The sequence below is a fragment of the Kribbella sp. NPDC049174 genome (genome assembly GCF_043197365.1).
Lineage (GTDB): Bacteria > Actinomycetota > Actinomycetes > Propionibacteriales > Kribbellaceae > Kribbella.
In genome coordinates this window covers 259428-275665 of the sequence record NZ_JBICSZ010000002.1, presented here as the reverse complement: position 1 = coordinate 275665, position 16238 = coordinate 259428, and the positions used below count along the sequence as shown (strand labels likewise).

General features: G+C 68.4%; 15 protein-coding genes. 5 read left to right on the top strand and 10 right to left on the bottom strand.

Features of this window, described 5'->3' with window-relative positions; translation table 11 throughout:
* Positions 1–14 precede the first annotated feature (14 nt).
* From ACGFIF_RS11800 to ACGFIF_RS11790, 3 genes are all read right to left on the bottom strand, one after another.
* Positions 15–920 (bottom strand): GIY-YIG nuclease family protein, encoded by a 906-nt coding sequence (locus tag ACGFIF_RS11800; RefSeq protein WP_393154213.1) that lies wholly within the window; start codon positions 918–920, stop codon positions 15–17.
* Between the two features lie 13 nt (positions 921–933).
* Positions 934–1707: an META domain-containing protein gene (locus ACGFIF_RS11795; RefSeq protein ID WP_393154212.1), complete on the bottom strand. Its 774-nt coding sequence runs from the start codon at positions 1705–1707 to the stop codon at positions 934–936.
* Between the two features lie 142 nt (positions 1708–1849).
* Complete coding sequence (locus ACGFIF_RS11790; protein ID WP_393154211.1) at positions 1850–3784, bottom strand: glycoside hydrolase family 43 protein; 1935 nt, start codon at positions 3782–3784, stop codon at positions 1850–1852.
* A 229-nt stretch (positions 3785–4013) separates the two neighbouring features.
* On the opposite strand from ACGFIF_RS11790, the gene ACGFIF_RS11785 reads away from it, so the two are divergent.
* The 3 genes from ACGFIF_RS11785 (at position 4014) to ACGFIF_RS11775 (ending at position 8617) form a co-directional block, all read left to right on the top strand.
* On the top strand, positions 4014–7037 hold the full coding sequence (locus ACGFIF_RS11785) for a PQQ-dependent sugar dehydrogenase (RefSeq protein ID WP_393154210.1): 3024 nt from the start codon (positions 4014–4016) through the stop codon (positions 7035–7037).
* 60 nt (positions 7038–7097) lie between these two features.
* Positions 7098–8213 carry a serine hydrolase domain-containing protein gene (locus ACGFIF_RS11780; protein WP_393154209.1) on the top strand — a complete coding sequence of 372 codons (1116 nt, stop codon included), beginning with the start codon at positions 7098–7100 and terminating at the stop codon, positions 8211–8213.
* An 86-nt stretch (positions 8214–8299) separates the two neighbouring features.
* On the top strand, positions 8300–8617 hold the full coding sequence (locus ACGFIF_RS11775) for a hypothetical protein (protein WP_393154208.1): 318 nt from the start codon (positions 8300–8302) through the stop codon (positions 8615–8617).
* Between the two features lie 45 nt (positions 8618–8662).
* Here the strand turns inward: ACGFIF_RS11775 and ACGFIF_RS11770 are convergent, their stop codons facing one another.
* From ACGFIF_RS11770 to ACGFIF_RS11760, 3 genes are all read right to left on the bottom strand, one after another.
* Positions 8663–9319, bottom strand: coding sequence for a DUF998 domain-containing protein (locus ACGFIF_RS11770; RefSeq protein ID WP_393154207.1), 657 nt, complete (start codon positions 9317–9319; stop codon positions 8663–8665).
* Between the two features lie 159 nt (positions 9320–9478).
* Complete coding sequence (locus ACGFIF_RS11765; protein WP_393154206.1) at positions 9479–9949, bottom strand: GNAT family N-acetyltransferase; 471 nt, start codon at positions 9947–9949, stop codon at positions 9479–9481.
* On the bottom strand, positions 9936–11345 hold the full coding sequence (locus ACGFIF_RS11760) for an MFS transporter (RefSeq protein ID WP_393154205.1): 1410 nt from the start codon (positions 11343–11345) through the stop codon (positions 9936–9938). The genes ACGFIF_RS11765 and ACGFIF_RS11760 overlap by 14 nt, the downstream gene beginning before the upstream one ends.
* A gap of 101 nt (positions 11346–11446) precedes the next feature.
* Between ACGFIF_RS11760 and ACGFIF_RS11755 the strand changes: the two genes are divergently transcribed.
* Both ACGFIF_RS11755 and ACGFIF_RS11750 read left to right on the top strand, forming a co-directional pair.
* Positions 11447–12058 carry a TetR/AcrR family transcriptional regulator gene (locus ACGFIF_RS11755; protein ID WP_393154204.1) on the top strand — a complete coding sequence of 204 codons (612 nt, stop codon included), beginning with the start codon at positions 11447–11449 and terminating at the stop codon, positions 12056–12058.
* Complete coding sequence (locus ACGFIF_RS11750) at positions 12055–13182, top strand: MalY/PatB family protein (RefSeq protein WP_393154203.1); 1128 nt, start codon at positions 12055–12057, stop codon at positions 13180–13182. Before ACGFIF_RS11755 ends, ACGFIF_RS11750 begins: the two co-directional genes overlap by 4 nt.
* Here the strand turns inward: ACGFIF_RS11750 and ACGFIF_RS11745 are convergent, their stop codons facing one another.
* From ACGFIF_RS11745 to ACGFIF_RS11730, 4 genes are all read right to left on the bottom strand, one after another.
* On the bottom strand, positions 13183–13545 hold the full coding sequence (locus tag ACGFIF_RS11745) for a cupin domain-containing protein (RefSeq protein ID WP_393154202.1): 363 nt from the start codon (positions 13543–13545) through the stop codon (positions 13183–13185).
* A gap of 79 nt (positions 13546–13624) precedes the next feature.
* Complete coding sequence (locus ACGFIF_RS11740) at positions 13625–14758, bottom strand: MFS transporter (RefSeq protein ID WP_393154201.1); 1134 nt, start codon at positions 14756–14758, stop codon at positions 13625–13627.
* 18 nt (positions 14759–14776) lie between these two features.
* Entirely contained in the window at positions 14777–15502 is a 726-nt protein-coding gene (locus ACGFIF_RS11735) for an HD domain-containing protein (protein WP_393154200.1), read from the bottom strand.
* Positions 15503–15681: 179 nt separating this feature from the next.
* Positions 15682–16170: a gamma carbonic anhydrase family protein gene (locus tag ACGFIF_RS11730; protein WP_393154199.1), complete on the bottom strand. Its 489-nt coding sequence runs from the start codon at positions 16168–16170 to the stop codon at positions 15682–15684.
* Positions 16171–16238: the final 68 nt, after the last annotated feature.

The window sequence follows — 16238 nt, the reverse complement described above, 5'->3', positions numbered from 1 at the left end:
CATTCGTGGGTGGGCTAGCCGCGGAGCAGACGGGCGGCGAGTTCGGCGTTGCGTTGGGCGAATGGCTGCCAGAGGGCCGGGGTTGCGGCGACTCGGTCTCGCGCGACCGACGAGGTGGCGGCACGCTGGGTCCACTTGCACATCCGGCCGGCGCGGACTTGGAAGTGGACGAGTACGTCGTCCGCCCAGCCGTACACATCGGCGTCGCGCGGCTCCAGCCAGGACACCTTCTGTTCGGCGACGATCCAGTCCAACCCTGCGATCTCCTCCTGCAACTTCGCCGCGAACTCGAACCGGAGCTCGGCCGCAGCCCGGTCCCGGCGGCGTTCCAGCTCGGCCCGCAGAGCGGTGACCGCCGCCGGATCACGTTCGAGTACGGCGATCGCCGTACGGGCCAGCGTCTCGCGATCGGCCGGCCCGATCCCGAACAGCTCGGCGAACTCGCGCGCCGACCCGTTCGTCGTCCCGCTGTAAGCCAGCGGCAGCACCCGGTGGAGCGCGGAGAGCGCCAGCCGGATCCGGACACCGCCGAGGTACGGGCCGAAGTGCTGGGCGGGCCCAGTGACCAGGTGCGCGAACCGCAGCTCGGGCCGCCTCGGACCTTCGTCGTACCGGATGTAGCCGACGACTTCCTGACCGCCCTTGGTGCGATTCCACCGCGGCTTGGAGTGCTCCAGCAGATTGCGTTCCAGCCAGGCCGCCTCGTGTTCGGAGTCGCACCAGGCGGCTTCGACCCGGTCGATCCGCTCCACCATCCGGCGCAACCGCGGTCGATCACCGAGATGCGTCCAGTACGACAACACGCGCCGCCGCAGGTTCACCGCCCGGCCGACGTACAGCACCTTTCCGGCCTCGTCCCGGAACCGATAGACGCCAGGCTCCATCGGGAGTCCCCGTGCCACCGTCCGCGCCGCGCTCACCCAGCCATTGTCACTACTTGGCGATGAAATTGATGACAGCGGCGCCGGTCGAGGTCATGAGTTCCAGGCGGTTGTGATCGACCGAGTAGGTCCGCTGGCCCGTCAGCGTGGAAAGCATGGCTTTCTCGAGCCGAGCGGCGTCACCGGAGCACAAGCCGGTGGTGATCTTCAGCGCACCGAAGGTCAGCCTCCCGGCGGTATGGGTGACGCTTCCCTCGAACTCGTTGCAGCCGGTCGAACCCGTCACGCGGCCGCCCGCGATGGTGAAGTGCGCCGACAGTCCGGCGAAATGCTGGGAGGCGTCTCCCCACATCACGTCGGAGACGGTCCACTTGGTGCCCTCGAGAGGGAGGTCCGGCTCGACAAGCTCGCGGTCCTTGAGGACGAGCGTCGTACTGCCCCTGGTGAGGGTGAGGGTGTCCCCCTCGAGCTTCCACGCGGGCCGGTCCAGCAGAAGCTTCGCGAGCCACTCCTCCTGGGCTTGTCGGTCCGGGCAGGCCATCTCGGTGCCGCCGTACCCCTCCATCGTCACTGTGCCGCCGTCCAGCGAGACCTCTCCGCCCATCTGGTTGCAGCCGGCGTGGAAGCCGAGGTTCCCGCTGTCGCGGAAGTCGAGGCGAAGCCGGGTGTTCGGCGCCAGCTGCTTCGGCTTGCCGTCCTCGGTGACCTGCACGGACAGGTACGACTTCCCCACCGGCGAGCCACCACTGCCGCTGGCCTGCACTTCGGCACCACAGGCGGTCAGCGAGATTCCCGCCACCAGCAAGCCCAGCAGTCGCATCCTCATACCTCAAGGATGCGATCGGAGCCCTGAATGTTGCACGGGTGACCCATTCGTGTGATGGGATCTGTGGTTGGGTTCCCCGGGTCGTCGGGTTACCGTCCAGGCGCGTTCGCCCGCTCGGGGAGCGTCCCGGGGAACCCACCAGCTAGTTCTTGGCGACCATCAGCCAGCTGACCTGGATATCTGGTGAACGGGTCGGCGCGATAGTGACGGTGAGCTTGCCGTCGTCGCCGACAGTCACGCCGCTGTACGCCGCCGCAGTAGGCGTCGCGGTGAAGAGGCGCTCGGCGTCCACCACCGATCCGTTGATCGACACCGCGGCGGCGCGGTTGGCCCACGGCCACGGGTCGTAGTAGCCGGCGTGGGCCGTGTACGTCCCGGCCTCCAAACCACCGAAGGTATAGACGAGCGGCTCGTGGTCCTTGGCGTAGCGCAGCGTGGTGTACATGTCACCGGTGCCGGCTGGTGCACTGGATCCGGTGTAGCCCCAGGTCGTTCCGGTGGATGGATCCGTGCCGAGTGGCTGTTCCGCGGTGGAGTTGAGCAGCGGTCCGGCCACCTGGGTCAGCCGGGTCCAGTCCGCGGTCGCAGTACCTCCCGCGTTGACGGCGTACCGCAGCCCCTGCGGCACGACGACGACAGAGCGGGTGAAGGTCCGGCCGTCCGACAACGTCCCTCGCAACTGAGCCGGGCCGGGCTGCGCGATCGTGGACGCGTCCCACGTCACCCCGACCTGCTGTGATCCGCCTGCGGTCGTCACGGTGACCTGGGCCGGCAGAGTGCTGGTGTCGTTGAGCCAGACATGGTCCGGGACAGCCGAGGTGACGGTCCAGCGGGTGTACGACTTCAGGTCCTTGAGGGTCCACTCCTGATCCGGGCCTATCGACAACGAACCGCCCTCGCCGAAGCTCATCGGCATCCACACGTACGGCGCGTTCGCCAGATCACTCGGCGTCCACCGGTCCCCCATGAAGATGAACTTGTTGTGCTTGCGGTCGACCGGGATCACGTTGGTGCTCTGCGACCGGTAGGTGTTCGCCGCCCCGGCGCCCGGCACCGGGTTTCCGCGGTCGGTGAACTGACCGAGGATGTTCTGCGACGTCGCGTACCGCGCCGGGTTCGGGTCCCAGCCCGTCGCCCCCGACGTCACCAGGTAGTACGTGCCCTCGGACTTGAACATCGCCGGCGCCTCCCGCTGGTTGCACGGCAGTGTCCGGACGAAGTCCTTGCCCTGTACGGCGTTCTCCGGCGCGGCGGACAGATACGTGTACGACGGGTTCAGCTTGGAGACGTACATCGTCCGGTTCTCCTCGGACGAGTAGATGATGTACGCCGTACCGTCGTCGTCCACGAACAGGTTCATGTCCCGCGCCATCCCACCGGCCGGGTCGAAGGCGGACGACGTACCGCACCACGGCACCGAGTCACTCGGCACGCGGTTCAGCCGGTACGAGTCGATCCAGCGGAACGGACCCTGCGGCGAATCGGCGATCGCGACCCCGGCCTCGGCACGCGCGTACGTCGACGTGCTCGTCGGGGACGACGGGCCGTCGGAGTGCACCCACATGATCCACTTGCGGGTCGCCTTGTTGTAGATCACCTTCGGCCGCTCGAGGATCGACGGGCGCGCCCAGCCGTCGGTGCGGACACTGTTGGTCGACAGGTCCCGCCAGACGACCTCCTTCTGCGCGGCGGTGTAGCCCTTGTACAGCTTCGCGAAGTACTTGTCGTTCTCGAACTGGTCCGGCGAGCTCATCGCCCGCAACGCGAGCCCTTCGTCCTTCCAGTTGTAGAGGTCGTACGACGAGTACAGGTGCACCCCGGGACTGTCGAAGTATCCGCTGCTGCGGTCCTCGCCGTACCAGTAGTAGATCCGCCGGCCACGGGTGTCGGTCGACGGCACGACCTGTCCGCCATGTGCCTGGATCACTTGGCCATTGGTGTCGAGCCACGACGCACCGGGCCGGAAGGACTCATACTGCTCAGCGGCCGAGGCGGCCGACGAGGGCAAGACGCCGGCGACCGAAGCCACCAGAATCGCCAATGCCGCAAGGGCTCTTCGTACACTCCGACTGCTCATCGTGACTGTCTCCTCACCAGGCGAAAACGTGCGCCTCAGCGTGCTGCGCACGCCCGTTGACTTCAACAGTCCGTACACACTCGAACACAGTCGATCCCGCCAGAACTCTTCGCGGTAACCGTTTCAAACGGCCTCTTGCCTGCACGCTGATCGTGCCGCATGCTGTCGGGCACCTCGTGGTCTTGCCGGGAGTGGGGCCCGGCGGCGAGGCTGTGCGTGGGGGCAGAGCATGTTGCATTCCGCCAAGAGGTTGCTGGCAGCGCTGTGCGTGGTGCTGTTGGCGCCGTTGACACTGACCGAGCCGGCACGGGCTGCAGTCGTGCCGAGCGGTTTCAGTGAGCAGGTCGTGTTCAGTGGACTGACCGATCCGACGAATGTCGCGTTCGCGGCCGACGGCCGGGTGTTCGTCGCGGAGAAGAGCGGCCTGATCAAGGTCTTCGACTCACTCGACGACACGACGCCCAGTGTGTTCGCGGACCTGCGCACGAAGGTCTACAACTACTGGGACCGCGGTCTGCTCGGCCTCGCGTTGCACCCCGACTTCCCCGCCGATCCCCGCGTCTACGTCCTCTACACATACGACGGCCTGATCGGTGGACCGGCACCGAAATGGGGAACCGTTGGCGGAACCAACGACCCGTGCCCGTCGCCGCCCGGGCCGACGAGTGACGGCTGCCAGGCCAGTGCGCGACTGTCGGTCCTCACCCCGAACGGCACGGCCGTGGCGGAGCAGGTGCTGGTCGAGGACTGGTGCCAGGTGTTCCCCAGCCACTCGATCGGCTCGATCGAGTTCGGGCCGGACGGCATGCTCTACGCGGGCGGCGGCGACGGCGGCAGCTTCAACTACGCCGACTACGGCCAGGATGCGTTCCCGTCCTCGGATCTCACACCCGACAACCCGTGTGGTGACCCGCCGTCGCCGACCGGCACCGCGCTGGCACCGCCATCGGCCGAGGGCGGCGCGTTGCGGGCCCAGGATCTCCGCACGAGCGGCGATCCGGCGACCCTCGACGGTTCGATCATCCGCATCAACCCCAACACCGGACTGGCCGCGCCCAACAACCCGCTGCTGAGCAGCACGGACCTCAACGCGCGCCGGATCGTGGCGCACGGCCTGCGCAACCCGATGCGCTTCGACTTCCGCCCCGGCACCAACGAGCTCTGGGTCGGCGACGTCGGCTGGAGCGCGTGGGAGGAGATCAACCGGATCGTCAGTCCGACCGCGGGCGTGACCAACTTCGGCTGGCCCTGCTACGAGGGCGCCAACCGGCAGAGCGGGTATGACGCGATCGACCTGAGCATCTGCGAGAACCTGTACGCCGCCGGACCGAGCGCGGTCGCGTCGCCGTACTACGCCTATCACCACTCCGAGAAAGTGGTGGCCGGTGAGAGCTGTGGCACCGGCAGTTCCTCCATCACCGGGATGTCCTTCTACGAGGAGGGGAACTACCCGCCGGAGTACGACGGCGCCCTGTTCTTCGCCGACTACAGCCGTAAGTGCGTCTGGGCGATGCTCCCCGACGCCAACGGGCTGCCCGATCCGGACGAGATCGTCACCTTCGCCTCGGGGTACGGAACGACCAGGCTGCAGACCGGGCCGGGCGGTGACATCTTCGCCGTCGACTACGACAACGGCCGGGTCATGCGCTACGTCTACAACGGCACCAACAACCCGCCGACCGCGATCATCAACGCCGATCCGACCAGTGGGCCGAGCCCACTCAAGGTGACGTTCGACGGGACCGCTTCCAACGACGCCGACGGCGACGCGCTGGCCTATGCGTGGGACCTAGACGGAGACGGCCAGTACGACGACTCGACCGCGGCGACCGTCCAGTACACCTATTCGGGCAGCGGAGCCAAGACCGCCAGGCTTCGGGTGAGCGACGGCCAGGGCGGGACCGGCACCGCGTCGATCGAGATCGACGTGGCCAACGGCCCACCCACCGCCACCATCACCGCCCCCACCCCGGCGACGAAGTGGAAGGTCGGCGACACCATCAGCTTCTCCGGTACGGCGACCGACCCGGACCAGGGCACGTTGCCCGGATCGGCGCTGACCTGGGCGTTGATCATGCACCACTGTCCGAGTGACTGCCACGCGCACCAGATCACCACGATGACCGGCTCGAGCGGGACGTTCACCGCGCCGGATCACGAGTATCCGTCGTACCTGGAACTCAAGCTCACCGCCCGGGACTCCGGCGGGCTGAGCAGCGTCAAGAGTGTGCGGCTCGACCCGCAGACTGTCGGGCTCACGTTCGCGACCCAGCCGGCGGGTATGAAGGTCACCTACTTCTCGAAGTCGGTGACCACTCCGAGCACGAGTACGGCGATCATCGGGTCGAACGGATCAGTGTCCGCCGATCTGCTGCAGTCGTCGGCCGGCAAGCTCTACCGGTTCGCGTCCTGGTCCGACGGCGGTGCGCGGAGCCACAACTTCACCGCGCCGGCCACACCGACCACGTACACAGCGACGTACGTGCCGAAGCGCAATCTGGCGTTGAACCGGCCGGTGGCCGTTTCCAGCGTCTACACCGCGGGCCGGGAGGGCCCGAAGGCGGTGGACGGCTCGATGTCGACGGCCTGGTCGAGTGCCCGCACCGATCCACAGTGGTTGCGTGTCGACCTCGGCTCGGTCCAGCTCGTCAACCGCGTCCTGCTCAGCTGGCTGGGATCGGCGTACGGGAAGGCGTACCAGATCCAGGTATCGGGGAGCGGACGGACGTGGAAGACCGTCTACTCGACCACGGTCGGAGACGGCGCAACCGACAGTCTGGAGTTCACTCCCAACTTCGCCAGGTACGTGCGGATCAACGCGACGGCCCGGGGTGTCGCGGGCAGCTACTACTCGCTGTGGGAAGTCGGCGTGTACCAGGACACCGGTCCGATCACCGGGATCGCCGGCAAGTGCATCGACCTCTACCAGGCCAGCTCGGCCGACGGTACGCCGGCCACGCTGTACTCCTGTCACGGCAAGGCGAACCAGCAGTGGACTCCGTCCGAGGACGGCACGCTGCGATCGCTCGGCAAGTGCCTGGATGCACGCAGTACGGCGATCCGTACGCCGGCCGTGCTGTGGACGTGTGACGGCAGTGCGGGCCAGAAGTGGTTGCCACGTGCGAACGGCACGCTCCTCAACGTGCGCTCCGGCCAGTGCCTCGACGCCACCGGAGGCTTGAGCGCCAACGGAACCAGACTGATCCTCTACACGTGCCACACCGCCCTCAACCAGAAGTGGGTCCTGCCATAAACCAGTCGTGACACCTCGCCTGCGGACGTAGGGTGACTCCGGCCTACGACGGAGGACGAGATGTTGGACAACGGCTGGGTGGACGAGGGATTCGGCGCTGTCGCCGACGCGTTCGCGCGGAACTTCGCCGAGTTCCCCGAGCTCGGAGCCGCGGTCACGGTGTACGTCGGCGGACGCAACGTCGTCGAGCTGTGGGACGGGGAGGCTTCGCCCGGACGCCGGTGGTCGCGCGAGACCGTCGTACCGGTGTTCTCGGTCGCCAAAGGGCTGGTGAGCCTGAGTGTTCACCTGCTGGCGCAGGAGGGTCGGTTCGATCTCGACGCGCCGATCGGGACCTACTGGCCCGAGTTCGTTGCCAACGGCAAGGAGGCGATCACGTCCCGGATGGTGCTCGGGCACCGGGCCGGGATCCCGGTGCTGGACCGGACGCTGTCGTTCGAGGAGATCACGGCCTGGACGCCGGTGATCGAGGCGATCGAGGAGCAGAAGCCGCTCTGGGAGCCGGGGACGACCTACGAGTACCACGGTCACGTGTTCGGTTTCGTCCTCGGCGAGGTGGTACGACGTATCACCGGGCTCCGGCCGGGTGCGTACTTCCGCCAGGCCATCGGCGACCCGCTCGGGCTCCAGGCCTGGATCGGGCTGCCGGCCTCGCAGTTGGACAACCTCGCTCGCTTGGTCGAGGCGGAAGGCCGTCCGCCGATGCCCGGGCCGGAGCACCTGCTCACCCGGATCGTGACGATGAACGGCGCACTGGTCTTCCCGGGTCTCGACGTACCGCACGGCTGGAACGACCCGGCGCTGCTTGGGATGGAGCTCCCCGGCGCGGGTGCGACGGCGTCCGCGACAGGCCTCGCCGGTCTGTACTCAGCGGCTGCGACAGGCCGCCTGCTCACCTCGGCCACCGTCACCGACATGGTCCGCGAGGTATCAGCAGGCCAGGGCTTCCTAGGCTTCGACGCCGGCGCCCGCTGGGGCTCAGGCGTCCTGCTCGACTCCACGTTCCGCCCGATGCTGGGCCCCCGCAGCTTCGGCAACGACGGCGCCGGCGGCCAATTCGCCTTCGGCGACGACGAGTACGCCGTCGGCTTCGCCTACGCAGCCAACCGCATGCTAGGCCACGGCGACCCCCGAGCCACCAACCTCATCACCGCCCTCCGCACCTGCTTGAGCTGACGGCCGCCTCCCGGCGATGTCACACTTCAGGGGGCTGTCTCGTCGTAGAGGGTGAGAGCAGATGTCACCAAGAAAGTTGCGGACCCATGACCATCCAATCCGTGCCGAGAAACCCGGCGTTGTCTGTGGTGGAGAACATCGACTGGATCGGCCAGTTGCTGGCGGACAGCCCTGCGCTGGCTGCTACCGCGTGGCGGTTGACGGTGATCGCGGGCCTCGTATCGGTCGAGGTGACGGGCGGCTACGACGAGGCACACCTGTGGCACTCCGCTGTCGGTGGCCGCATCCTTCCCAGCGTCACGAACGCCGCTGGAGTCCGGCGGCAACTGGTGGTGGGCCGGTACGTGACCGTCGACGTAGTGCAGCAAGGGGTCTCGCGCACCGGCCTACCACTGGCAGGCTGACATCCACTGCGTCGACAGCAGTCAGCCAGGGCTTGAGGTGTGAGGTCACGCGTTGCGGCGCTGGTCGGCGCAGAGGGCGGCGATCCAGGTCCAGCCGAGGATGACGGCGACGCCGAAGGCGATGATGGTGGGGCGGGAGCCGGCACCGGCGCTGAGGCCGGCGAAGGCGCCGAAGAACAGGATGCCGGTGGCGGTGGAGTAGCGGCTGAACGCCGTCCGGCCGATGCTGCGGTAGTGCGCGGCCACCACCAGGCAGCCGGCGATCAGGCCGGTGAACCCGATGCTACCGGCAACGAAGTGGCCCATCCCGCGGGTGCTGATCTCGGCGTAGTCGGCCGGCGTACCGGCCGGGAAGCCCGCGCCCGGGTCGGCCGGGAAGATCGCCGCGAGCAGCAGGCCGACGCCGTACGCGCCGAGCAACCGCGGCGCCCACTTGCTGCCCCGGCCGGTGAGCGTACGGCGGACGCCGACCGCGGCACCGATCGACAGCAGGCCGGCGATCACGAAGTTCGCGGTCTGGATCCAGCCCGGGCCGCCGTTGGCCAGCAGGCTGGCCGGGTGCCGGGTCGGGTCGAAGGCCTCCCGGGTGAAGGCCTGACCCAGCCAGACCGCGACGTACAGCGGGCCGGCCACGATCCCGCCGGTCAGCAGAGCGCGGGTGGAGACACGGGTGCCAGGAATCGTCAGGTCGTTGGTGGTCATGGCCGGGGTCCTTCCAGGTGGTGTGAGGTCTTCCGTCACCCCTGCGTCGAGCGAACCCGGCCGTTCTCGACACCCCTCCCGAAGAACCTCCAAATCAACCTGTGGTGAACCTTCAGACCACTCGACCGCGCTGCCGGGTCCTCCGGCAGCGCGGTCGCGTTACTCAGCCAGCAGCTTCTCGTAGGCCGTGGCCGGCCAGCTGGCGGCGGTTTTGGTGACCAGGTTGGCGCCCAAGCGGTCATAGAACCGGTAGCCGGCCTCGTTCTCGAGGCGTAGGCCCCAGCTGATGGTCAGGCGGTCGGGCAGGGCGTGCCGGGCCAGCTCGAGCATCAGAGCCCGGCCGACGCCGGCGTCGCGGAACTGTTCGCGCACGTAGAGGTCGTCGAGGGCAAGCACGTCCCCGCCGACCCACAGGTACGGGCGGCGCAGTGACGACACGTACCCCGCCGTCGTCCCGTCGATCTCGGCGATCAGCACGATCACGTCGTCCCGGCCCAGGAACCCTTGCCAGTGCTCGACCGTAGCGGTGACGTACTTGCCCTGGTCCTGGTAGTCGGCGAGCTCGACCAGCAGGGTCCGGACGATCTCGGCATCCGCGGGGACGGCACGACGGATCTCAGTGGGCGGCATGAGCTGCTCCTGTCGAAGGCTTGGCGACCGGTACGACGACCAGCGCGAGGACGGCGGCGACGGCCGCGGTGACGGCGGCGAAGGTGAATCCGCGGCTGAAGCCGGTGGTGACCGTTCCGGCCAGGCTGGCTGCCGCGATACTCGACACGATCGCCACACCGAGCGCCGCACCGAACTCGTGGAAGGTGCTGAGGATGCCGGACGCCAGCCCTGCCTCGGTGTAGTCGATCTGCGCGAACGTGGTGGTCGAGGCCGCGACGAACGCCGCACCGATCCCGCCGGCGCCGAAGCTCGTCCCGATCACGACCATGGCAGCACCCTCCCAGATGGCGGGGACAGCGATCCCCAGCGCCGCGATCGTCAGCCCGATCATCGCGACCGGCCGGGCCCCGACCTTGCCGATGACCTGCCCGGCCACCTGCGCTCCGATGATGGTCAGGACGGCGACCGGCAGGAAGAGCAGTCCGGTCAGCAGCGCGCCGTACCCCTTGTAGTGCTGGAGGTAGAACGAGCCGAGGAAGAAGACCGCGATCATCAGTGCGGTGGCGACCAGGATCAGGAAGGTACCGGCGGCCACCGGGCGGCGAGTCAGGATCCGCAGGTTCATCAGCGGCGACCGAACGACCGTCTGCAGCCAGGCGAACACGGCGTACAGGACGACCGCGCCGGCCAGCGTGGCCAGCGTCGCGGCGGACAGCCAGCCGCGGTCACCGGCGTTGATCAGCGCGTAGATCGCCGTACCGGTACCGGCGGTGACCAGGATCGCGCCCGGTACGTCGAGCCGGCCCTGGCTCTCCGCCGGACGGTCGACCGGCAGCGTCTTCAGCAGGATCGCGAACACGACCACGCCGATCGGCACGTTCACGTAGAACACCCACTGCCAGCCCGGGCCGGCGGTCAGCACGCCACCGAGCAGCACGCCGATGGCGGAGCCGCCGCCACCGATCGCGGACCAGATCCCGAGCGCCTTGTTCCGCTCATCGCCGTCGAACGTCTTGGTCACCACCGAGAGCGCGGCCGGCGACAGCATCGCGGCGCCGATCCCCTGCGCGATCCGGCCACCGATCAGCAGCTCGGCGCTGTTCGCCAGACCGGTCGCCAGCGAGGCCGCGGTGAAGACCAGCAGACCCGCCAGCACCACCTTGCGGGAGCCGAACAGGTCGGCCGCGCGCCCGCCGAGCAGCATCAGGCCGCCGAACATCAGCGTGTAGGCGCTGACCACCCAGGTCAGCGTGTCGCGCTCCAGCCCCAGGTCGGTCCCGATGTGCGGCAGCGCGATTGCCACCACGGTCACATCGAGGATCAGCATGAACTGCGCGATGGCGAGCAGCCCCAGCATCCGCCACCGCCGCGGGTCCACTGCGGTGGACTCAGGTTCCTTCGTCGGTCCGGACATCTCCGGCCCCTCCTCACATTTTCGACTATCTCGAACACCATTGTTCAAGTTATCTGAGCTACAGTAACTCGTACAGTGGTGTTCGACAAGAGGAGTTCTCGATGCCGGCGAAAGCAGCAGGTACGACGACCAAGCGGGCCGACGCACAGCGCAACATCGCGGCGATCGTGGACGCGGCCACCGCCTGCCTCAGCCGGGATCCGGCCGCCAGCACCAGTGAGATCGCGAAAGCGGCAGGCGTCGGCCGGGTCACCCTCTACGGCCACTTCCCGTCTCGGACCGACCTGGTCGACGCGGTCTTCGTGCAGGCGATCGAGAGCGGCGAGGCCGCGCTCAGCCAGGTCGACCTGACCGGCGATCCGCGCGAAGCGCTGGCCCGGCTGATCGAGTCCAGCTGGCATCTGGTCGACCGGTTCCGCTCACTCCTGGTCGCCGCCCAGGACGCACTCCCGCCGGGCCGGGTCCGTGAGTTGCACGCCGATCCGATGACGCGGGTGGAGCGGCTGATCGAGCGCGGCCAGAAGGAAGGCGTGTTCCGGACCGACTTGCCGACGTCCTGGCTGGTCGGATCCATGCACAGCGTCATGCACGGCGCGGCCGAGGAGATCAACGCCGGCCGTCTCACCCCCGACAACGCCGCCGAGTACATCACCGCGACGGTTCTGGCCGCCTTCACGCCGCCTGGGGAACGCGTCCCCGGGGTGCAGCGATGACCATGCTGAACGTTGCCGAGCTGGCGGAACTGCAGAAACGGCGCAGTGAGAAGTGGTCCGGGCATGCGCCGGGGGTGATCGCCTCGACGGTGGCGGAGATGGACTTCGACCTCGCCGAGCCGATCGCCCGGGTGCTGCACGACGCGATCGATCGCAGCGATCTGGGCTACGCCTTCGAGGTGCCGGAGCGGTTGAAGGAGGCGTTCACCGGGTTCGCCGACCGGCGTCTCGGCTGGACCGTGGATCCGGAGCGGGTCACGCTGGCGCCCGAGGTGCTGGCCGGGCTGATCGAGCTCTGCCTCGCGCTTGCGCCGGGTGGTTCGGTCGGTTTCGCGACGTCGGCGTACCCGCCGTTTCTCCAGCAGATTCCGCAGGCTGGGCTGCGGACGGTGTTGATTCCGCTGCGTCCGGACGGCTGGTTCGACCTCGAGAGGCTCGGGGCGGAGCTGCGCAACGGGTTGCGGGTGCTCGTCCTCACCAACCCGCACAACCCGACCGGGCGGGTGCTTCCCCGCGAGGAGCTCGAGCAGATCGCCGAGCTGTGCGCGTCGTACGACGCGTGGGTCCTGGCTGACGAGATCCACGCACCGCTGGTCCTGCCGGGGGCGACGCATGTGCCGTGGTTGGAGGTGTCCGACGCGGCGCGCGCGGGTGGGATCTCGCTGATCTCGGCGTCGAAGGCGTTCAACATCGCCGGGTTGAAGGCGGCACAGATCGTGACCGCGTCCGATCGCGCGCAGGACGTCGTACGGCGGCTGCCGTACACGGCTGAGCAGGCCGGGTTGCTCGGCGTCCTCGCGGCCGAGGTCGCCTTCTCACAGTGCGACGACTGGCTGGACGCCGTACTGCGGCAGCTCGACGACAATCGTGCGTACCTGCGCGACAACCTCCCCGACGGGATCACCTGGACCCCGCCGGACGCGACGTACGTGGCCTGGCTCGACTGCCGCGCCCTCGGCCTCGACGAGGAGCCGAGCTCCTTCTTCCTCCGCCGAGCGAAGATCGCCCTGTCCCCAGGCCTCGACTACGACCCGGACGCCTCCGGCTTCCTCCGCCTCAACTTCGGCACCGGCCCGAAGCTCCTCGAAGAAATAGTCTCCCGGCTGCGATCGAGCCTGGAGTAGCTACTCGAGCCAGGTGGTTTCGAAGGTGGGGTTGGCGTGGATGTGGACGGCTTCGTAGCCGCCGGGGCCGGTGGCGAACTTGTGTGGGGTGTCCGCCGGGACGACGAGGATCTGGCCGGCCCGGCCGACGACCTGCTCGGTGCCGACGGTGAACGTGGCCGAACCACGCCGGATGATGAACGTCTCGGCGTACGGGTGCTTGTGCAGGCGCGGGCCGACGCCCTCCTTCGTGGTGGACTCGAGGATCAGCGAGACCCCGGCCCCGCCGGGTAGCTGCTCGTAGTTCTCGGTCCACTCCTCGCCGTCGTCCCGCCCGTCGGCGCGGTTGACCACCGCTGCGCCGGTGTTCGCGATCTCGGTCATCAGCTGTCTCCCCTCAGGTTCCTGCCCACCGTAGACGGCGATCGGTTCGGTCGCGACCGCATTGATCAGGGTTGAAAGGTCAGTGAGCGGGCTGCCGCTCGGGCTGCCGGGCAGCGACCGGACCGAGGGCCGCGACGAGCAGCGCCAGTACGGCGACGCCGCCAAGAGCGATCGGCAACGACCAGGCGGACGAGGCGGCACCGACCGCGGCCGGGCCGAGCAGGAAGCCGAGGTACGCGATCGTGGTGACGGTCGAGATCGCGCCGGCTCGCCGCTCCGGACCGGCCCACGCACCGGCCATACCGATGATGGTCGGCGCGCACACCGACGTACCCAGGCCGGCGACGCCGATCCCGATCAACGCCAGCCACGCGGAGCCCGCCGCGGCGGCAGCGATCGAACCGACTGCCGCGAGCGCGCCGCCGGCAACCAGCAACTGAACCGGCCGCAACCGTCTGAGCAGGGCGTTACCGGCGATCCGCCCGGTCGCGGCTGCTGCGGCGAACACCGCGGGTGCGCTCGACGCCAACCCTGGTGCTGCGTTCAGCGACGTGTCGAGGTGTATGGCGCTCCAGCTCTGCCAGGCGTTCTCCACGACATAGGCGAGTGCGCAGAGTGCCCCGAAGACAAGGAGAACGGGCTCGATCCGCCGCTTGGGCTTTGGTTCTGTGGATGCTTGCAGGTTGTCGCGGGAGCCTGGCGCGAGTACGACGACCGCGACGACGGTGATGATCACGCCGACTCCGCCGAGCACCGGCAACGCGTCCGCGCCGGCCGTGCGCAGTGCCGCCGAACCGAGGCTGGCGGCGACGACCGCGACGGAAAAGATGCCGTGGGCAAGGTTCATCAACGGCCGTCCGGTGACGGCCTCGGCGTCGGATCCGGTCGCGTTGATGGCGACGTCCGTCGCACCCGAGGTTGCCCCGAGCAAGAAGAGCGCGGCGCTGAGCGTCACGGCCGAATCGGCCAGCGCGGGCAGTACGCCGCACGCGCCGAACGACGCCACCACGACCGGCAACACGACACCGCCGTACCGATCGATCAGATACCCGGTGAACCGCATCGACGCCAAAGCGCCCAGGCCCACCATGAGCAGCGCGAGCCCTAATTGCCCATCACTGACGCTGGACTCGGTCCGGATGGCAGGCAGGATCGCGCCCCACGCACCCCAGAACAGCCCGAACGCACCGAATCCCGCAACTGTCCTGAGCACCCGCTCAACCCTAGGCGGTCAGCGGTCGAGGGGGTTGTGATGCAGGGGTAGGCGCATGCCGAGGCGCCAGAGGAGGGCGGCGCGGGAGTTGGGGCGCTCGGCGGATTCGCGGCGCATGAGGGTGGCGAAGCAGTCTGGGAAGCCGTCCCGTGGATGCTTGGCGACGACGTCGCGGATCGTCTGGCGCGGCAGCTCGCCGGCGCGCGTTCCGGCGACGTCCAGGTGGGCGCCGGCGTGCAGGAGGTGCGCCTCGAGCCCTTCGTCCGTGGGCACGTGGATGTTCATGTGCAGTGCGATCGCCTGTGCGACCTCATCAGCGCACGACGGCTTGGCGCCTAGCTCCGCCAACGTCGTACGGGCGACTTCGCCAGCGTGGACGGCGAAGCAGGCGGCTTCCGGTGGTGGGCGGTGGCGATCCGTGAGGGCGATGTCGTGCAGGAGGCAGGCGACGTACAGCAACTCCTCGTCGGGCTTGATCCCGGCGCGCCCGGCGAGCAGATCGGCCCACAGCCAGGTGCGGATGCAGTGACCGAGCAACGGTTCCTGGTACGACGACCTGGCCAGGTCGAGCACGTCGCGCGTCACCGCGGTGTCCGGCGGTTCACGGTCGGTTGTCAGTGCCGGAGCACCTGGTCCGGAGGTCAGGTGTGCGCGGACCAGGTCGGGTAAGCCGGTGAGCTGGGCGAACACCGCCGCGCGGGCGAACCGCAGTTTGGCGGTCAGATCGAGTTCGCCGGGCGTCATCGCGGCCGCTTTCTTATAATCATTGCAAGACTACGCCGTCACGTTAACAGCTGTGGCGAGGGCGACAAGAGTCCGGATCGGCCGTCTGGGTACCGGTAGGTGGTCGGGTTGAGCAGACAGCCTGACCAGCGGACCCGTGGTGGGGAGTCGGGAGATTCCCACCATGGGACCCGTTCGTGCTAGCTGACTTCTTCGACTGTCGCTGCGTGGCGGCGGGCCAGGTCGTGGTAGATGGCGGCGTTGTGGTCGACGAAGAGTTTTGCGACTCCTTCGAGCGGCACGATCTTCTTCGCCGGACTGCCCATCGCGACCGATTCCGGCGGAATCACCGCCCCCGGCGTCACCGTCGAGCCGGCCGCGATCAGACTGCGCTCACCCACCACCGCACCGTCGAGCACGATCGCGCCGTTCCCCACCAGCGCCTGCTCGCCGATCACACAGTCGTGCACCAGGCACTGATGCCCGACGGTCGCGTTCGGCCCGATCTCACACCCGTTGCTGCCGACATGGATCACGGTGTTGTCCTGGATGTTCGCCCCCGCCCGGATCGTGATCCGGCCCAGATCGGCCCGCACCACCGCGCCGTACCAGATCGACACCCCCTCCTCGACCACCACATCCCCCACCAACGTGGCAGTCGGCGCGATCCAGGCCTCCGGATGCACCACCGGACTCTTACCTTCAAACGAGAACAAGGGCATAGCGCACCTTATCCGTGCCGGATATAAGACAGAAC

Coding starts and splice junctions, on each gene's coding strand:
- ACGFIF_RS11785 (WP_393154210.1), top strand. CDS start 4,014: ATGTTGCATTCCGCCAAGAGGTTGCTGGCAGCGCTGTGCGTGGTGCTG.
- ACGFIF_RS11775 (WP_393154208.1), top strand. CDS start 8,300: ATGACCATCCAATCCGTGCCGAGAAACCCGGCGTTGTCTGTGGTGGAG.
- ACGFIF_RS11745 (WP_393154202.1), bottom strand. CDS start 13,545: ATGACCGAGATCGCGAACACCGGCGCAGCGGTGGTCAACCGCGCCGAC.
- ACGFIF_RS11760 (WP_393154205.1), bottom strand. CDS start 11,345: ATGTCCGGACCGACGAAGGAACCTGAGTCCACCGCAGTGGACCCGCGG.
- ACGFIF_RS11770 (WP_393154207.1), bottom strand. CDS start 9,319: ATGACCACCAACGACCTGACGATTCCTGGCACCCGTGTCTCCACCCGC.
- ACGFIF_RS11765 (WP_393154206.1), bottom strand. CDS start 9,949: ATGCCGCCCACTGAGATCCGTCGTGCCGTCCCCGCGGATGCCGAGATC.
- ACGFIF_RS11755 (WP_393154204.1), top strand. CDS start 11,447: ATGCCGGCGAAAGCAGCAGGTACGACGACCAAGCGGGCCGACGCACAG.
- ACGFIF_RS11750 (WP_393154203.1), top strand. CDS start 12,055: ATGACCATGCTGAACGTTGCCGAGCTGGCGGAACTGCAGAAACGGCGC.
- ACGFIF_RS11790 (WP_393154211.1), bottom strand. CDS start 3,784: ATGAGCAGTCGGAGTGTACGAAGAGCCCTTGCGGCATTGGCGATTCTG.
- ACGFIF_RS11780 (WP_393154209.1), top strand. CDS start 7,098: ATGTTGGACAACGGCTGGGTGGACGAGGGATTCGGCGCTGTCGCCGAC.
- ACGFIF_RS11795 (WP_393154212.1), bottom strand. CDS start 1,707: ATGAGGATGCGACTGCTGGGCTTGCTGGTGGCGGGAATCTCGCTGACC.
- ACGFIF_RS11735 (WP_393154200.1), bottom strand. CDS start 15,502: ATGACGCCCGGCGAACTCGATCTGACCGCCAAACTGCGGTTCGCCCGC.